Annotated in this window: 15 protein-coding genes; 5 read left to right on the forward strand and 10 right to left on the reverse strand. The window is 74.0% G+C overall.

The window, feature by feature from the left end; genetic code table 11:
* Positions 1-7 precede the first annotated feature (7 nt).
* On the reverse strand, positions 8-769 hold the full coding sequence (locus OHT52_RS12505; protein WP_328720222.1) for a hypothetical protein: 762 nt from the start codon (positions 767-769) through the stop codon (positions 8-10).
* A gap of 215 nt (positions 770-984) precedes the next feature.
* Between OHT52_RS12505 and OHT52_RS12510 the strand changes: the two genes are divergently transcribed.
* Positions 985-1,749 carry a thioesterase II family protein gene (locus OHT52_RS12510; RefSeq protein WP_328720223.1) on the forward strand — a complete coding sequence of 255 codons (765 nt, stop codon included), beginning with the start codon at positions 985-987 and terminating at the stop codon, positions 1,747-1,749.
* 125 nt (positions 1,750-1,874) lie between these two features.
* On the opposite strand, the gene OHT52_RS12515 is transcribed toward OHT52_RS12510, so the two are convergent.
* Positions 1,875-2,030, reverse strand: a complete 156-nt coding sequence (locus tag OHT52_RS12515) for a hypothetical protein (RefSeq protein ID WP_328720224.1) — start codon at positions 2,028-2,030, stop codon at positions 1,875-1,877.
* A 216-nt stretch (positions 2,031-2,246) separates the two neighbouring features.
* Between OHT52_RS12515 and OHT52_RS12520 the strand changes: the two genes are divergently transcribed.
* Together OHT52_RS12520 and menC are read left to right on the forward strand one after the other, a co-directional pair.
* Positions 2,247-2,453: a hypothetical protein gene (locus OHT52_RS12520; protein ID WP_328720225.1), complete on the forward strand. Its 207-nt coding sequence runs from the start codon at positions 2,247-2,249 to the stop codon at positions 2,451-2,453.
* The gene (menC, locus tag OHT52_RS12525) at positions 2,372-3,331 is read left to right on the forward strand and encodes an o-succinylbenzoate synthase (RefSeq protein WP_328720226.1); all 960 of its coding nucleotides are present in this window, start codon (positions 2,372-2,374) and stop codon (positions 3,329-3,331) included. Before OHT52_RS12520 ends, menC begins: the two co-directional genes overlap by 82 nt.
* A 225-nt stretch (positions 3,332-3,556) precedes the next feature.
* Here menC and OHT52_RS12530 read toward each other — a convergent pair whose 3' ends face one another.
* The 8 genes from OHT52_RS12530 to OHT52_RS12565 form a co-directional block, all read right to left on the reverse strand.
* Positions 3,557-4,981 carry an NADase-type glycan-binding domain-containing protein gene (locus OHT52_RS12530; RefSeq protein WP_328720227.1) on the reverse strand — a complete coding sequence of 475 codons (1,425 nt, stop codon included), beginning with the start codon at positions 4,979-4,981 and terminating at the stop codon, positions 3,557-3,559.
* Positions 4,978-5,544, reverse strand: a complete 567-nt coding sequence (locus OHT52_RS12535) for a phage tail protein (protein ID WP_328720228.1) — start codon at positions 5,542-5,544, stop codon at positions 4,978-4,980. The genes OHT52_RS12530 and OHT52_RS12535 overlap by 4 nt, the downstream gene beginning before the upstream one ends.
* Positions 5,541-7,538, reverse strand: coding sequence for a putative baseplate assembly protein (locus OHT52_RS12540; RefSeq protein WP_328720229.1), 1,998 nt, complete (start codon positions 7,536-7,538; stop codon positions 5,541-5,543). The genes OHT52_RS12535 and OHT52_RS12540 overlap by 4 nt, the downstream gene beginning before the upstream one ends.
* Entirely contained in the window at positions 7,538-7,981 is a 444-nt protein-coding gene (locus tag OHT52_RS12545) for a GPW/gp25 family protein (protein ID WP_328720230.1), read from the reverse strand. The genes OHT52_RS12540 and OHT52_RS12545 overlap by 1 nt, the downstream gene beginning before the upstream one ends.
* A gap of 34 nt (positions 7,982-8,015) precedes the next feature.
* Complete coding sequence (locus OHT52_RS12550; RefSeq protein ID WP_328720231.1) at positions 8,016-9,911, reverse strand: VgrG-related protein; 1,896 nt, start codon at positions 9,909-9,911, stop codon at positions 8,016-8,018.
* On the reverse strand, positions 9,911-10,636 hold the full coding sequence (locus OHT52_RS12555; RefSeq protein WP_328720232.1) for a CIS tube protein: 726 nt from the start codon (positions 10,634-10,636) through the stop codon (positions 9,911-9,913). Before OHT52_RS12555 ends, OHT52_RS12550 begins: the two co-directional genes overlap by 1 nt.
* A gap of 14 nt (positions 10,637-10,650) precedes the next feature.
* Positions 10,651-11,076, reverse strand: a complete 426-nt coding sequence (locus OHT52_RS12560) for a phage tail protein (RefSeq protein ID WP_266707272.1) — start codon at positions 11,074-11,076, stop codon at positions 10,651-10,653.
* Between the two features lie 150 nt (positions 11,077-11,226).
* The gene (locus OHT52_RS12565; protein ID WP_328720233.1) at positions 11,227-11,436 is read right to left on the reverse strand and encodes a hypothetical protein; all 210 of its coding nucleotides are present in this window, start codon (positions 11,434-11,436) and stop codon (positions 11,227-11,229) included.
* A 79-nt stretch (positions 11,437-11,515) separates the two neighbouring features.
* Here OHT52_RS12565 and OHT52_RS12570 point away from each other — a divergent pair, with 79 nt between their 5' ends.
* Both OHT52_RS12570 and OHT52_RS12575 read left to right on the forward strand, forming a co-directional pair.
* On the forward strand, positions 11,516-11,953 hold the full coding sequence (locus OHT52_RS12570) for a hypothetical protein (RefSeq protein WP_328720234.1): 438 nt from the start codon (positions 11,516-11,518) through the stop codon (positions 11,951-11,953).
* A 357-nt stretch (positions 11,954-12,310) separates the two neighbouring features.
* Complete coding sequence (locus tag OHT52_RS12575) at positions 12,311-12,628, forward strand: hypothetical protein (RefSeq protein WP_328720235.1); 318 nt, start codon at positions 12,311-12,313, stop codon at positions 12,626-12,628.
* The last annotated feature ends 1,725 nt before the right edge of the window (positions 12,629-14,353 follow it).

Genomic DNA, 14,353 nt, shown 5'->3' on the forward strand with positions numbered 1-14,353 from the left:
CTGATCGTCAGCCGGCGCCGAGGGTGGCGGCGAGCATGTCGGCGTAGAGAAGCAGTTCCCGCAGGTCACGGGCGGAGAATCCGTCGGGCGGCGGCGCGGACTTCGGCATCTTCCCGTCCAGCACCAGAATCCCGATCGCCGTCGCGTTCACCTTCACCTGCACCACGGCGACCCGCTCGTCGGCGACGGGCGGCGGCGTCCGGTCGAAGGGCGATGCGATGTCACCCATGCGCAGAGTCGACCCGCCCTTCACTATCAGTTCGAGCAGGGGGTAGACCGCGTCACCACTGGTGATTTCGGGCAGGGCCGAAGACGGCCACTGGGACACCAGCGTGAAGATCCGGGTGGTGGAGTTCCAGGAGTAGAAGACGCCCCGGGACCCCTCGCTGATCTCGGACACTCCCACGACGACCGACTGGTCGAACCGCCCCCTGCGCACACTCTGCTCGGGAGCCGGGAGCGTACGGTCCCCGAGAACGGCCGCCTGTGCGGTGCTCGGGGCCAGGTTGGCGATCAGGCTCTCGTAGTTCCGCTGCGCCTGGAGAGCGGACCGCTGCATCCGCGCACGGTACGCGGACAGCCTGACCCGTTCACTGTTGCCCGCGTACACGGCGACCGCGGACGCGACCACACCGGCGATGATCCACTGCTGTTGATGCTCACCCTCCCGCCCGCCGAAGATGCTCGCGGCGAAGGCGACGGCGGTGAAGAAAAGCGTCGCCACCCCCAGAGTCAGGTTGAGCAGACGTTCCCCGGTCTCCGTCGACAAGATTCCCCCCTGACGTCGGAGCACCCCCGCGCCCCTGCTCCGTCCACACCGAGGATTCCATCATCCAGCCGCCCTCACAAGGCGATCGCCGGATACTGAGAGCTACCGGAAGTCGGGCTCCGGCAGGTTCCGGGGTGCGTCACCGGGCATTGATCCACATGAGACCCCGGGCGTTCCGGCCTCCGACGACCGGACGAACCGAAAGAGGCAGCACCATGACCGCACCACGCATGGAGACCAACCCCTGGCTCCGCCGCTACCACGCCGCCGACGCGGGCGCCGTCACCCTGGTGTGCTTCCCGCACGCCGGTGGATCCGCCGGTTACTTCCACCCGTTCTCGGCGGCCCTCGCGCCCTCGGTCGACGTGGTGGCCGTCCAGTACCCGGGGAGGCAGGACCGGTTCGCCGAACCGTGCATGGAGGACCTCGGCGAACTCGCCGACGCCATCCACCGGCAACTTCGGACCATCGCAAGCCCGTTGGCCTTCTTCGGCCACAGCATGGGCGCCTCCCTCGCGTTCGAGGTGGCCCGGCGGCGGGACCTGGCGGGCGAGGAGGCGCCGTCGATGCTGTTCGTCTCCGGCCGCCGCGCGCCGGACACCGTCCGCGCGGCGGCCGAGCCGGTCCACTCACTGGACGACGAGGGCCTCCTCGCCCGGATCAAGCGGCTCGGCGGCACCCACACCCAGCTGCTGGAGAACCCCGAACTGGTCGAGCTGGTGCTCCCCGCCGTACGGGGCGACTACCGCGCCGTCGAGAGCTACCGGTGCCCGCCCGGCACCGTCCTCCGCTCCCCCCTCACCGTGCTGACCGGCTCCGAGGACCCCCTCACCACCGCCGAGGAGGCCGACGCCTGGCGCCGCCACACCGCCGGCACCTGCACCGTGCACACCTTCCCCGGCGGCCACTTCTTCCTGGAGCCCGAGTCCGACGCCGTCCTCGCGACGGTCTCCCGCACCCTGGCGGGCCTCACCGTCTGAGACCCGCCGGTCCGCCGGGGAACCGGGGGAGCCGATGGCGGGGCAGCCGGTGAGGGGCAACGGGCGGCCCGTCGCCAGAGTCCGGGCGTGGAGTGCGTCACGCCGCCGGGAGATCCGGCGGGCACTCACGCGGGGCTCGCGCGGCTGCCCGGACCGGCTTCCCGGCCGTCCACGACCAGCCGTCGGCCGGGGCCGGCGGCAGGCCCCGGCGCGGCCGTCCCGGCACGGTCCGCCCAGCGGGGGCGCACGGCCGCCGAGTTGGCGATGACCTGCGAAACCATCCCGCCCCCCGAGACCCGCCATGCCGCCCGCACCCCGTCGCCACCGCAGCGGACTCTCCCGTTCCGCAGGGGCGGACCGCAGCACCCGCGTGGTGCCCCTTTGGCCTTTCGGCCAAAGGGGCACCACGCTTTCTGGCGGATATTCTCACCCCCGCACGGTCGGCACTCAGCATCATCAGGTCGACCCCTACAGCGCGGAACGAGAGGAGCGGTGCCATGGAGACGGTCCGGACGATGCCGGGCAACGGTCCCGGCGGCGGCCTGAAGCACAGGCTGACCAAGCGGCAGGACGTGTCCGCCGAAGTGCCTCCAGGCAGCGAGCTGAAGCGCACGATGGGCATGTGGCAGCTCACCCTGCTTTCCGTGGGCGCCACCCTCGCCGCGACTTCCTGCTCCCCCGGGTCACCGCCCGCCAGAACCTGACGACGGCCCTCCTCGCCCCCGACATGGCGAAGGTGAAGGGACACGAGCTGGCGAAGGCGGCCCTGGAGACGGCCGTGCTCGACGCCGAGCTGCGGGCCCACGAGATGTCCCTCGCCACCTTCCTCGGTGCCACCCGCGACCGGGTGCCCGCCGGGGTGTCCGTCGGCATCAAGGACTCCGTCCCCGCCCTCCTGGACGACGTGGCGGGGTACCTCGCCGAGGGGTACGTCCGGATCAAGCTGAAGATCGAACCCGGCTGGGACGTCGAGCCCGTCCGCGCGGTCCGCGACCGCTTCGGCGACGAGCTGCCGCTCCAGGTGGACGCGAACACCGCCTACACCCTGGCCGACGCCGAACACCTTCGCCGCCTGGACGAGTTCGGCCTGCTGCTCATCGAGGAGCCGCTGGAGGAGAACAACCTCCACGCCCACGCCCTCCTCCAGCGCCGCATCGCCACCCCGGTCTGCCTGGACGAGTCGCTGCACAACGCCCGCGACACCGCCTCGGCCCTCGCCATGGACGCCTGCCGGGTCGTCAACATCAAGCCCGCCCGCGTCGGCGGCTACCTGGAGGCCCGCCGCCTGCACGACGTCGCCGCCGCCCACGGCGTACCCGCCTGGTGCGGCGGCATGCTGGAGACCGGCATCGGGCGCGCCCCCAACCTGGCCCTCGCCGCCCTTCCCGGCTTCACCCTCCCCGGCGACACCTCCGCCTCCAGCCGCTACTTCGCCGAGGACATCGCCGAGCCGTTCGTCCTCCAGGACGGCCACCTCCCGGTCCCCACGTCCCCCGGCATCGGCATCACCCCGCTCCCCGACTCCCTGCGCCGCTTCACCACGGCACGGCGGGACCTGTACGGGGGTGCGGCGGGACGGTGAGGCGGGGCGAGGCGTGAGCCGGGGCCGCAGGCGATGAGGCGGGGGCCGCCCCGCAGCCGCCGGGACCACCGGGGCGCCGGAGGCCGGGTCGCTCGCGCACGGGCGGTCGCGTCCGGTCCGGCGTACGCCCGCAGGGTCCCCTCGGCGCACCCACGCACCGGAGCCCGGGACGGATGACTTCCGTCCCGGGCTCCGGTGCGGGCGCTCCGCCCCGACGGGGCGAGGTCAGCGGGACTGCGACGGTCCAAAGAACTCGATCTCCGCGAAGGCGACTTGCTTCTTCGCGGAGGTGTGGTAGGCGGACTCGACGGTGAAGCGGACCTTGGTGACGTCGTCGTAACGGAAGTCGCGGGTCTGGCCTCCGGCGCCGTCGTCCAGGACGAGTTCGCGGTGGGTGACCTTGCCGCTGGACTGGGTCACGGTGACATCGACGCGGTGCGGGAGCGCCTGCTCGCCGTTCTGGTCGGCGCGGTACGAGACCCCCGGCATCACGATCACGTTCAGCAGACGGGTCGGCGTGTCGAAGGAGGCCTCGATCCACTGGCCCTTGCCCGACTCGGACACCCCGGGGCCCCACCAGGTGTTGTTGAGCTTGTCGAAGGACGAGTCCGGCTTGTGGCCCTGGTAGGAGCGGGACGCGGTGACGTGGTCCGGCGAGACGGGGGCCCGCTTGGAGAAGTGGTCGCGGGTCGCCCGGACGCCGTCGGGGATGTGGACCGCCGCCACGATCACCAGGGTCACCACGACCGCCGCCCCCACCCAGCCCAGGACGCGGTCGAAGGTGCGGCGCACCCGGGGGCGGTCGCCCGCCCACGGGGTCTCCCGGGTACGGGTGTCCAGCAGTCGGCGCCACCACGGCAGCCGGCGGCCCTCCACGTGCCGGTCGCCCGCCATGGGCATCGCGCAGCGGGCGCAGTAGTGCCGGTCGGGCCGGTTGCGGGTGCTGCACCAGGGGCAGGGCGTGCCCCCGTCCACACCGAGTTCCTCGCCCGGGGCCTGTACGGTCTGCGGGCGCTGGGGGGCCGGCCGGCCGGGCAGGACCGGGGCGACCGAGGGCGCCGCCAGGGGTCCGGGGTCGGCGACCGGGACGATGAGGCGACGGGCACGGTCCGCCATGCCGCCGTCGTCCGCCGCCCCCGGGACCTCCTGGGTGTCGGCCTCGTCGCGGGCCTCGTACGTGCCGTACCCGGAGGACCGGGCGCCCTGCGGGTACGGCGCGGCGGCGGGAGCCTCGTCGTACGCGGCGTGGCCGTACGCCCCCTGGGCCGGGCCGGCCGGGGCGGCGTACGGGGAGCTCTCGTGGGCGAGGGGCTCCGGGCCCCGCGGCTCCCGCGACTGCCGGGGCAGCCCCGCGCCGCCGCCGGGCCGGGCGAAGGCGTCCCAGCCGGGTTCGGCGGACGCCGGAGCGGCGTCCGTGGACGAGGGCGCCGACGAGGCCGGAGCGGGGGCCGGGGCGGGGGCCGGGGCGGGGGCCGGGGCGGGGCCTTCCGACGCCTCACCGGCGCCTCCGCCGTGGCCGCGGGCGCCGCTCGCGGCACCCGCCGTGGCCGCCGGCCGGTCGGCCCAGCCCAGTACGGCCCCGCACGCGTCGCAGAACGACAAGCCCGGTTCCGCGCGGGTGCCGCATTCGGCGCAGTTCTGCGTGGTCATTTCTCCGAGGTCCTTTCGGACGGATCGCCGGCGGTCACCTGGACCGTGTACGGCATGTGGGCGGGCCGGGCTGCGGCGACGATGCCGTCCAGGCGGTAGTGGTCCGCCGTGGTCGGATCGGGCAGCCTGAGGTGTACGTGCAGATGGGGGCGGGGGATGCCGGGGATCGGGCCCAGCGGGCGGGCGGTCCAGTCGGCGCCCCCGCTCTCGCTGATCTCCGGTGCGACGCCGAAGGCGAGCCGGACCGTTTCGGCCAGGCCGCGCCGGGTGCCGCGGATGCGGTGCAGGTACGCGGCGGTCGCCACGGCGGCACGCAGCAGCGGCTCGGGTTCGGTGCCGTCGGTCTCCGCACCGACCCAACCGGTCAGCCACCGGGCGTAGTCCAGGGGCGCCAGCGAGGGACGGAAGTAGGAGTCGAGGCAGTCCAGCGCGGTGTGGATGGGTGCGAACACCTCGTCGAGCCCGTCGACGAAGCGCAGGGCGAGGTCGTCGTCGGCGAAGACGGCGGGCAGCATCGCACCGATCGGTGAGGACGAACCGAGTCCGTCGACGGAGCCTCTCATCCGTGGCTCCCGGTGCCGCGTTCCTTGTCCCCCGTGGAGTTGTCCCCGATCACCCGGACGCGGTGGTCGAAGGAGAACACCAGGGAGGGCGGCGACAGGTCGATGCGGTTCGTCGCCTCGCCGCGCTTTCCGGTCAGCGGGTCGGCGGGGTGGAGCATGACCTCGTCCACCAGCTCGACGCCGGGAATCCGCTGGAGCACCGCGAAGGCCTCGCCGGCCTGCACGGGCCGCCCGAACGGCCATCCCTTGCCGTCCGCGCCACCGGTCAGCGGGTCGAGGTGCTGGTAGAGGGCGTCGTGCACCCGTCGGCGCACCAGGTCGGTGTCGACGCCGCGGAAGGCGTGCACGGTGGCGACGACGGTGACGCCCTGGTAGAAGGGCGGACCGACCGCCAGCCGGGTCCCGATCAGGCGGCGTTCGTCCAGGTGGCGCGTGATGCGCTCCAACAGTGCGTCGCCGGGCACCAGTTGCTCGAAGCGGAGTCGACCACCCGGGTCCGGTATCGCCTGCGGCACCACCAACACCCGTACCGCGTAAGCGCCGTACTCGCTCTCCTCGCCCTCCAGGCAGGAGATGCGCGCGGTTTCGGGGGCGGCCCGACGGGCCAGTTCCTCGTAGTCGCGCAGGGTCACCGCGCGTTCCTGGGCGCGCAGTGTGATCGGGGCGCGGACCTTCGCCTCCTCGACCGTCTCGCCGTCCACGCCGCCGCGCGCGGCCTCACGGTTGACGACCTCGGAGACGTACGGGATGGAGGTGCGCAGGACCTGTACGGCACCACGGGCCACGTTGCCGGCCCGGCCGCCGCCGGTGCGGTAGCTGCGGGCGCGTACGGGTGAGCCCTTGGGCGCCGCCATGCCGTACTGGCGCAGGGACCCGTCGGGTTCGCGCACCGCCGGTCCGAAGGCGATCTCGCCGGTCGCGGCGTCCACGGTGACGTGGCGGTCGTCCGGGCCCGAGGCCGCGAAGTGCGGGACGACCTGCCAGTCCGTCCACCCCTCGTGCTCGGCGGTCTGCAGCAGGACCGGCGGGGTGTCGCCGACCACGGGTCCGTGCGCGAGCCGCAGCCGCTGCCCCGGCAGCCCGGTGGACTCGCCGAGCGCCTCGTCGTAGACCGTCTCGGCGTGGACGACGGGTGCGGTGCCGCCGATGGTGAAGCCCTCGGCGGAGCGGACGGTGGGCGAGGTGGTGTAGAAGGGCTGGCCGGGGTGGGGTTCGGTGACCCGGCACCGCAGCCAGCCCGCCTCCTGACCGGCGTTGCGGGAGAGCACGTGCCCGCCGGGGACGTGCAGGATCACCTCACCTGGCCGGTTGAGGCCGCCGGTGCCGTCCCGGTCGACCTCGCAGAGCTGCCAGCCGTCCTCGGTCCACGCCTCCCAGACCAGCGGAGGCTGCCGGGGATCCACGCCGACACCGTCGACCCGGCTGTCCAGTTCCAGGGTGACCGCGCAGTGCGGCACCGCGCCGGTCAGGCCCAGCAGCATGCAGTCGCCCGGGGCGGGTGACTCGGAGAAGCAGAGCACGTCCTTCGCGTCGTCGGCGAGGTCGTGCGTGCGGTCCAGCGCGGGCTCGCCCCGCCGCTGCACCATCAGATGCTTCAACCCGCAGTTCCAGAGCACGAGTTCGACTTCGGTACTGAAGACGACCGCTTCCTCGTCGCTGGTGCGCGAGGTGGCCACCTCGGTGCCGAGCGGTACGGTCACCGGCTCCTCCTGCGGCGCCGAGAGCCAGAACGTCACCTCCGTACGGGCGGCGGAGGGCGGGAACAGCGTGATGCCCACCAGGTCGAGGAAGGCCAAGTGGTTCTTGTCCGGGACCCGGTTGAGCCGGTAGACGATCTCGTCGGCCATGTGCGCCACCGTCTCGACGAGGGTGATGCCCGGGTCGGAGACGTTGTGGTCGGTCCACTCCGGGGCGCGCTGCTGGATGTAACGCTTGGCGTCGTCGACGAACTGCTGGAAGCGGCGGTCGTCGAGATTCGGGGAGGGCAGGGCCATCAACGGTCGCTTTCGGAAGAGTTGCCCAGGGCGGGGCCGGCGTCGGGCTCCTCGTGGGACGGGATGACATAGAAGGGGAAGACGAGGCTGCGGGGGTTGTTGGTGCCGCGGATCGAGTAGCGGACGTCGATGAAGAGGACGCTCTGGTCGGTGCCCACGGTGACCTCGATGTCGTCGACCTCGATGCGCGGCTCCCAGCGGTCCAGACTGACGTACACCTCGTGCTGGATGCGGCCCGCGGTCTGCTCGTTGACCGGCGCGAACACCAGATCCTGGATGGCGCAGCCGAAGTCCGGCCGCATCGGCCGCTCCCCGGGTGCCGTGGACAGGACCAGCCTGATCGCCTCTTCGATCTCCCGCTCGCCGCTGACCAGGGCGATCCCGCCGGTGGGCCCGATGCGCAGGGGGAACGACCAGCCGGACCCGACGAACTGCTCGGCCATCAGACCTTCTCCTGCCTTCCGTTGGGGTTCTCGCTCATATCACCGGGATTCCGTTGGCCAGGAACGCGGGAGACGTGACCAGCGTGGTGGGGGCCTTGATCGTGGTATTGACGGCGGAGGTGATCTGCACGGTTCCCCCACCGGTGAGCATCGCGGCGCCCACGGCGTTCATGCTCAGGGCGCCGACCGCGTTCAGCCCCAGTTCGCCCGCGGCCCTGACGTTGACCGCGCCGCTGCCGCTGATGCTGAGCGGACCGCCGCTCTTGATGGTCAGGGCACGCCGGGCGCTGAGCGTCAGGTCGGTACCCGCTTCCACCGACACCGACCGGCTGCCCTTGATCGTCACGGAGCCCTTGCTGTCCACGATGATCTCGGTGTTGGTCCGGTCCAGCTGGATGATCAACTGCTGGTCCCCGGAGGCGAGCCGGACGCCCTGTTTGCGCGTACCGGTCTTCTGGCTGAGCAGGTCCATGCGGTTGCCGTCCCGGTCGGAGACGGTGTGCCGGGCCGCCGTCTTCCGCGAGGCGTCGTGCAGCGGCACGTCCCTGACGGGGGTCGGCACGTCCTTGCCGTTGTAGAGCCCGCCGATCACGAACGGGTGATCCAGAGCGCCCCGGTCGAACCCGACGAGCACCTCGTCGTTGACGTCGAGCGGGAAGATCCCGCCGCCGGCGAGGCCGCCCATCTGCACGGTGCGCGTCCAGTCGCTGACGTACGTGTCGTCCAGCCAGGGGAAGCGCAGCTTGACGCGCCCCTGTTTGAGCGGGTCGTTGACGTCGGTGACCAGGGCGTTGGCCACGCTGGGCAGTCGCGGCGCGGTCTCCGAGCCGCCGGAGGTGAGGCCGTACAGCGAGCGCCACTGGCGTCCGCTGACCGTCACCCAGGTCTCGTAGTGCTTGCCGTCGCCGAAGACGTGGCGCACCGACGTGACGGTGTACTTGCCCTCGAAGGGCTTGCCCACGTCGGCCAGGGCCACCGGAACGCCCGGCCGCAGCTTGGGGTTCCCGCGCGCGACGACCTCCACCTCGGCGAACGAGGACGTGATGTCGTCGGCGAGCGCTTCGGCGGCGAACTTCACCTCGGCCTGCTTGTCGTACGGGGTCGCCGTGTCCACCAGCGGCGCCGGGCCGAACTTCGCGGCGGCGACGCCCGGCGTGGTGCCGATGGTGATGCCCGGGTTGGACACCGCGGGCGAGAGGGCGGTGAGCTCCTTCTTCGTCGTGACGTCCCAGCCGCGCGCCTGGACCTTGCCGACCTGGTCGGCTGCGGTGACCGCGGCCCGCAGCCGCAGGATGTCGTGCCCCGCCTGCAACACGAAGGGGCTCTTGTCCCCGTCGGTGCTCGGCGAGGGCGCGCCCGAGGACGGCTTGGGCCGCACGAACTGGAACGTGCCCTTCGCGTCGATGGACATCACCATCTCGTTCTCGTCGGCGAGCCGCGCGAGGAAGTCCCAGTCGGTGACGTTGGACTGGCTGATGAACTCGTAGACGGTCTTCGTCGACTGGATCGTCCCGATGGGCACGCCGTCCTGGGCCGCCAGCTTCCTGGCGATGTCGGACGCGGTCTGGCTGCGGAAGGCGGTCACCCGGCGGCGGCGCAGCAGGCGGTGCCCGAGGTCGTAGCCCCGGACGACGGCGAAGGTGCCGGTGCCGTCGTAGTCGACCTCCAGGCCGGTGACCTCACCGGTCAGCAGCGGGTCTCCGGCGCCCTTCCCGTCGGCCACCGGCGTGATGACCACGCTGCTGCCGAAGGTGACCCCGAGCTTGCCGAGGATCTTCCGGTAGGGGTCGCGGAAGGTGAGGCGGAACGCCGCCGGAACACCCATCCCCTGGTCCACGTGGCTGTCGACGAGGGCACTGGTGAGGTCGGACGGAATCTTGGCGCCATTGATCTTGACGTCGACGACGTTGGAGAACGCGGCCCGCACCATCAGCCGCTCACCTCCTCGGCGGACGGCATGACCAGTTCGGTACCGGACGGCAGGTTCCGGGGATCGTCGATGCCGTTGGCGCGGGCGATCGACCGCCAGGCGGCCGCGTTGCCGTACTCCCGCCAGGCCAGCGACTGCAACGAGTCGCCCGCCACGACCCGGTGGACGCGCTGCGCGGTGAGCGCGCCGGACGTCGGGTTCTGGCCACGCGTCTTGCTGGGGATCTCGTGCAACTGCAGTCGGCAGGTGGCCCGGATGGGGACGCCCGTGGTGCCGAAGACCGTGTACGACACGTCGACGGAGCTGATGTAGGCGGTGAACCGCGCCGTCGAGAACGACCCCCACTGGAAGACGACCCAGGGCGGCGAAGGCTGCTTGGTCCCGATGCTCTTCAGGGTCACCTCGCAGCATTCGAGGAGCGACTCCACCTTCTTCAGCACGGTGTTGCCGGTCGGTTCGCCGGAGGAGTCGAGGAAGACCTCCAGCCCCATCTGCATCGCCTCGACGCCCATGAACTCCGGCTTCGCGCCGGTGCGTTCGATCTGCGCCGGAGTCGCCTTCCACTGCGCGCGGCGACTCAGCGACAGCTGCGCCGGGTTGAAGTCGAAGGCGAACGTCTCCATGATCCCGCCGGGTGACGTGCTGTCGCCCACCGGAGGTTCGTGGATCGCCAGATTGGCGCGTACGAGGCTCTTGCCCGCGCCCTTGCTGCCCTTGGTGGCCACCGTGTCCCCGCCCCTCAGCCCGTGAATCCGTGGTGGGCGATCTCCAGTACCTCGGTCGCCACCGCCGGGCTGCCCGGGTCGAGGGTGGGACCGGTCCAGCGCACCGGCAGCACGTCGATGAGACCCCAGCTGGCGACCTCCGAACCGTCCGCGCGCAGCGCCGCGATCTGCGCGGTGGGCCGCTTGATCCCGGTCTGCACGGACGAGATCCACTTGGCGACCTTCGCGGTGTCCGGGGTGAGCGGCCGGGTCAGCCGGATCGTGGAGAAGGTGACTCTGGTCGGCAGCGCCCACACGAAGCCGTTGTTGCCGCCCTCCTGGTGGTGCTCGACCTCCACCTCGGACGCCAGCCCCTCGCACCCGTTGAAATAGCCGAGGCTTTCGCCGTCGATGCTGAGGGAGAACCAGATGGTTGAGCCCGGGTCTTGGCTGGAGGGCATCTCGGCGGACCTTTCTTTCGGTGGTGCGTGCCGGTCGGGGGTTCGTCCCGGCCGGAAGGCCTGGGGCCCACGGCGGTCGGGACGATCGGGGCGGAGCGGTCGGAACGGGCGGGAGGCGAACAGTCGGAACGGTCGGAGCGGTCGGAGCGGTCAGCGGCGGGGGTCTCGGAGTTTGCCGATCCGCTCGCGGTCCAGGCGGAGTTCGGTGCGGATCAGCCGGGTGATCCGGCCGACGAGCCGGTGCGCGAGCTCGTCCAGCTGGAAGTCGGTGAGCGCCCGGGGGTCGAAGCCGTCGTCGGGTACTGCCGTGTACTCCGGCGGAGGCGGGGAGTTCCCGGGCGGCGGGTCGTTCGGCGGCACGCTGGACTCCGGGGAGTACGGAGGCGGCGGACCGGCCGGCGTGTACGGAGGCGGCGGGCCGGCCGGGGGGCCGGGACGCGTGGTGAGGCCGGCTGACACCGTGGCCGCCGCGGAGGCGGCGAGTGCGCCGATCGCGGACGAGGCGGACCGGCCGGCGGCCCTGTGGGACTTTCCCCAGAGCCGCTGGACGACCGGCATCGGGGCTGCGGAAGCGGCGGGAGCCGAGAGAGGCGCCACCGCCGCGACGGCACCGCCGGCCGGCTGGACCGGTGCCGGCACCGACGTCGGGGCCGGTCCTGCCGGCCGGCGCAGCGGCACCACCTTCGCGGGCATCGCGACGCTGCGCTGGAGCACGGCCGGGGCCGGGGCCGGCCGGAGCGCGGCCGGGGCGGGCTGCGGCATCGCCGGAGGCAACGCGGTCGACCCGGGCGGCGCCGCCGTCGTCGGAAACGCCGGCGCCGGGACCGCCGGAGCCGGGACCGCCGGGGCCGGGACTGCCGGGCCCGGGAACGCCTGAGCCGGAGCCGACGGCTGTACCGGACCGGGCGCGGCCGTCGGCAGGGGCAGCGGAGGCAGGGACTTCGGGGGCCGAGGCTGCGCCGTTGCCCGCTGGACCACCGGGACCGGCGGGAAGCCGCGGGGACCCGGAGCGCTGTGCGCGGGGCCGGGTCCAGGTCGCGGCGTGGTGTGCGCGGGTGCCGGGGCCGGTGTGCCGTGTGCGGGGGCCGGGGCCGGTGTGCCGTGCGCGGGTGCCGAGGCCTGCGTGCCGTGTGCGGGTGCCGAGGCCTGCGTGCCGTGTGCGGGTGCCGAGGCCTGTGCGCTGGGCGCGGGCGCCGGTGCCGGTCCCAGGGCTCGTGCCGGGGCCGGTGCCGGGGTGGTACGCGCGAGCTGTACGGGCAGCGCAGCCGCACCGGCGGGAACGGCACCGGCAGGGACCGCGCTCATCGGGGCGCCGAGGGGCGAGCGTCGCGGAGCGCTCCGGGCCGGGGCCGGGGCGGCGCTCGCGGTCGGGGCGGCCGGGGCGGCGCTCGCGGCCGGGGCGGCACTCGCGGACGGGCCGACGCCTGCGGACGGGGCGGCGCTCGCGGACGGGCCGACGCCTGCGGACGGGGCGGACGGGGCGGCGCTCGCGGACGGGGCGGCAGCCGGGGTGGCCGGAGCGGACCCCGCCCGCTGGATGCCCGGAGCCTGAGCGGACACCGCCCGCTGGATGCCCGGAGCCGGCGAGATCGCACGCGCCGTGGGCGCCGAGGCGATCGGAGCGCCCAGGCCCGGGCGGGACCGCGGACGGGCGGCGCTCCCCCGGACGGGGGGTACGCCGGAGGCTGCGGCCGGGCGGGCTCCGGTCGACGACGGCGCGGACCCGTCGGCCCGGTCCGGCGTGCCGGAGGCGGTCGGGGCCGCCGTCGCGGTCGGCCCTGCCGGAGCGTCACCGGAGCGCGCCGCCGCCCGCTGGACGGGGTTGCCGGGGTGGGGCGGGAGGGCGGGCGCCGACGCCGCGGACGGACCCGTGGCGGGGGGCTCCTCCGCTGGACCGACGTGGGTGGCCGGGGCGGGGGTGGCGGCGGGTGCCGGGGTTTTCGGCCGGGCGGAGGCTCGTTGTGCGGCGGTCCCCGGAACCGGCGAAGCCGCCGGCACCGGGCCGGAGGCCACGCCGGACGGCGCGGGACCCGGCCGGGGTGACGTCGTACCGTCGCCGCCGGAACGCGTCGGCCGCGCGGGCGCGCCGCCCTGCGGTCGGCCGGGAGCGGAGTGCGTGGGCCGCTGGGGGGTGGAGTCGGGCGCGGCCCGCCGCTGGACGACGGGGGCCGGCCCTGCGGTACCCGCGACGGGCACCACCGGGGAAGCCGAGGGCAGAGCCGGTCCGGGAGCGGCCCCGGGCGACTGCGGGGAAGGCGTGGGCCGGTCGTCGGCCCCGGCCCGTACCGCCGGAACGTCACCGGCCACCGCGCGCCGCACCGGAGTGTCACCGCGTACCGCCCCGGCTCCATCGCCCGTGGCAGGGCCCGGCGTTGCCGGGGTACGGGCCGGGACCGCGTCCCCACCGGCCGGAGCTTCTTCAACGCCGCCGCGGTGGGCGGTACTCCCGCTCCTGGAAGGGCTGCCCGCGGACGGGCCCTGCCCCGCGGCGGCACGCCGCACCACGGCCGAGGGCTGCACGGCGGCACGCTGCACGACCGGACCGGAGGCCACCGGACCCGAAGCCACCGGCACGGAAGCCACCGGAACGACACCAGCCGGAACGGCACTGACCGGGCCGGCACCCGTGGATCCGGACTCTCCGTCCGACGACACCTCCCGAGCCGTCCCGCCTTCACGCGGGGCAGCCGCTCGCCGCACCGGGGCCGGCGGCGTTCCGGCGCCGGAAGGGACACCGGCGGGCGTACGGGCTGCCGCGCTCGCGGGGGCGGCACTCCGCCGCGCGGTGGGCAGCACCCGCCGCTGCACCTCCGCCCCGGGCTGCGCCCGGGTCAGAGCCGTCCGCAAGGGGGACGGGCCCGCCGGAAGCGGCGTCACCCGCAGGCCCGCGCGCGCGGCCGACGGAACGACGGGAACGGCAGGAGCCTCGGACCGCAGCACCGCTATCGGAGCCGGACTCGAACCGGCACGGCCACCACCAGCGGCAGCACCGGCGCCGGAACCGGCACCGGGCACGCCGGCCGGACCGGCCGCCGCCGTGCTCCGTACCTCCGTGCTCCGTACCTCCGTGCTCCGCGTCGGCGTGCTCCGTACCGCCGTACCCCCACCAGGGGCCGCCTGCGCACTCCGCTGCACCGCCGGAGCCGGGGGCACCGGACCCGCCGCCGTCACCGGCCGGGCCACCCGCGCCTGCGGGGAGCCGGAGACCCGCGCGGACGCGGGTCCTGCGGACACGCCGGGGGCCGCCGGGAAACTCGCCGGAAGCGCCCGCAGCGGT

The organism is Streptomyces sp. NBC_00247, from assembly GCF_036188265.1.
In the GTDB taxonomy this organism is placed as follows: Bacteria; Actinomycetota; Actinomycetes; order Streptomycetales; family Streptomycetaceae; genus Streptomyces.

Coding starts and splice junctions, on each gene's coding strand:
- OHT52_RS12510 (WP_328720223.1), top strand. CDS start 985: ATGACCGCACCACGCATGGAGACCAACCCCTGGCTCCGCCGCTACCAC.
- OHT52_RS12515 (WP_328720224.1), bottom strand. CDS start 2,030: ATGGTTTCGCAGGTCATCGCCAACTCGGCGGCCGTGCGCCCCCGCTGG.
- OHT52_RS12520 (WP_328720225.1), top strand. CDS start 2,247: ATGGAGACGGTCCGGACGATGCCGGGCAACGGTCCCGGCGGCGGCCTG.
- OHT52_RS12530 (WP_328720227.1), bottom strand. CDS start 4,981: ATGACCACGCAGAACTGCGCCGAATGCGGCACCCGCGCGGAACCGGGC.
- OHT52_RS12535 (WP_328720228.1), bottom strand. CDS start 5,544: ATGAGAGGCTCCGTCGACGGACTCGGTTCGTCCTCACCGATCGGTGCG.
- OHT52_RS12540 (WP_328720229.1), bottom strand. CDS start 7,538: ATGGCCCTGCCCTCCCCGAATCTCGACGACCGCCGCTTCCAGCAGTTC.
- OHT52_RS12545 (WP_328720230.1), bottom strand. CDS start 7,981: ATGGCCGAGCAGTTCGTCGGGTCCGGCTGGTCGTTCCCCCTGCGCATC.
- OHT52_RS12550 (WP_328720231.1), bottom strand. CDS start 9,911: ATGGTGCGGGCCGCGTTCTCCAACGTCGTCGACGTCAAGATCAATGGC.
- OHT52_RS12560 (WP_266707272.1), bottom strand. CDS start 11,076: ATGCCCTCCAGCCAAGACCCGGGCTCAACCATCTGGTTCTCCCTCAGC.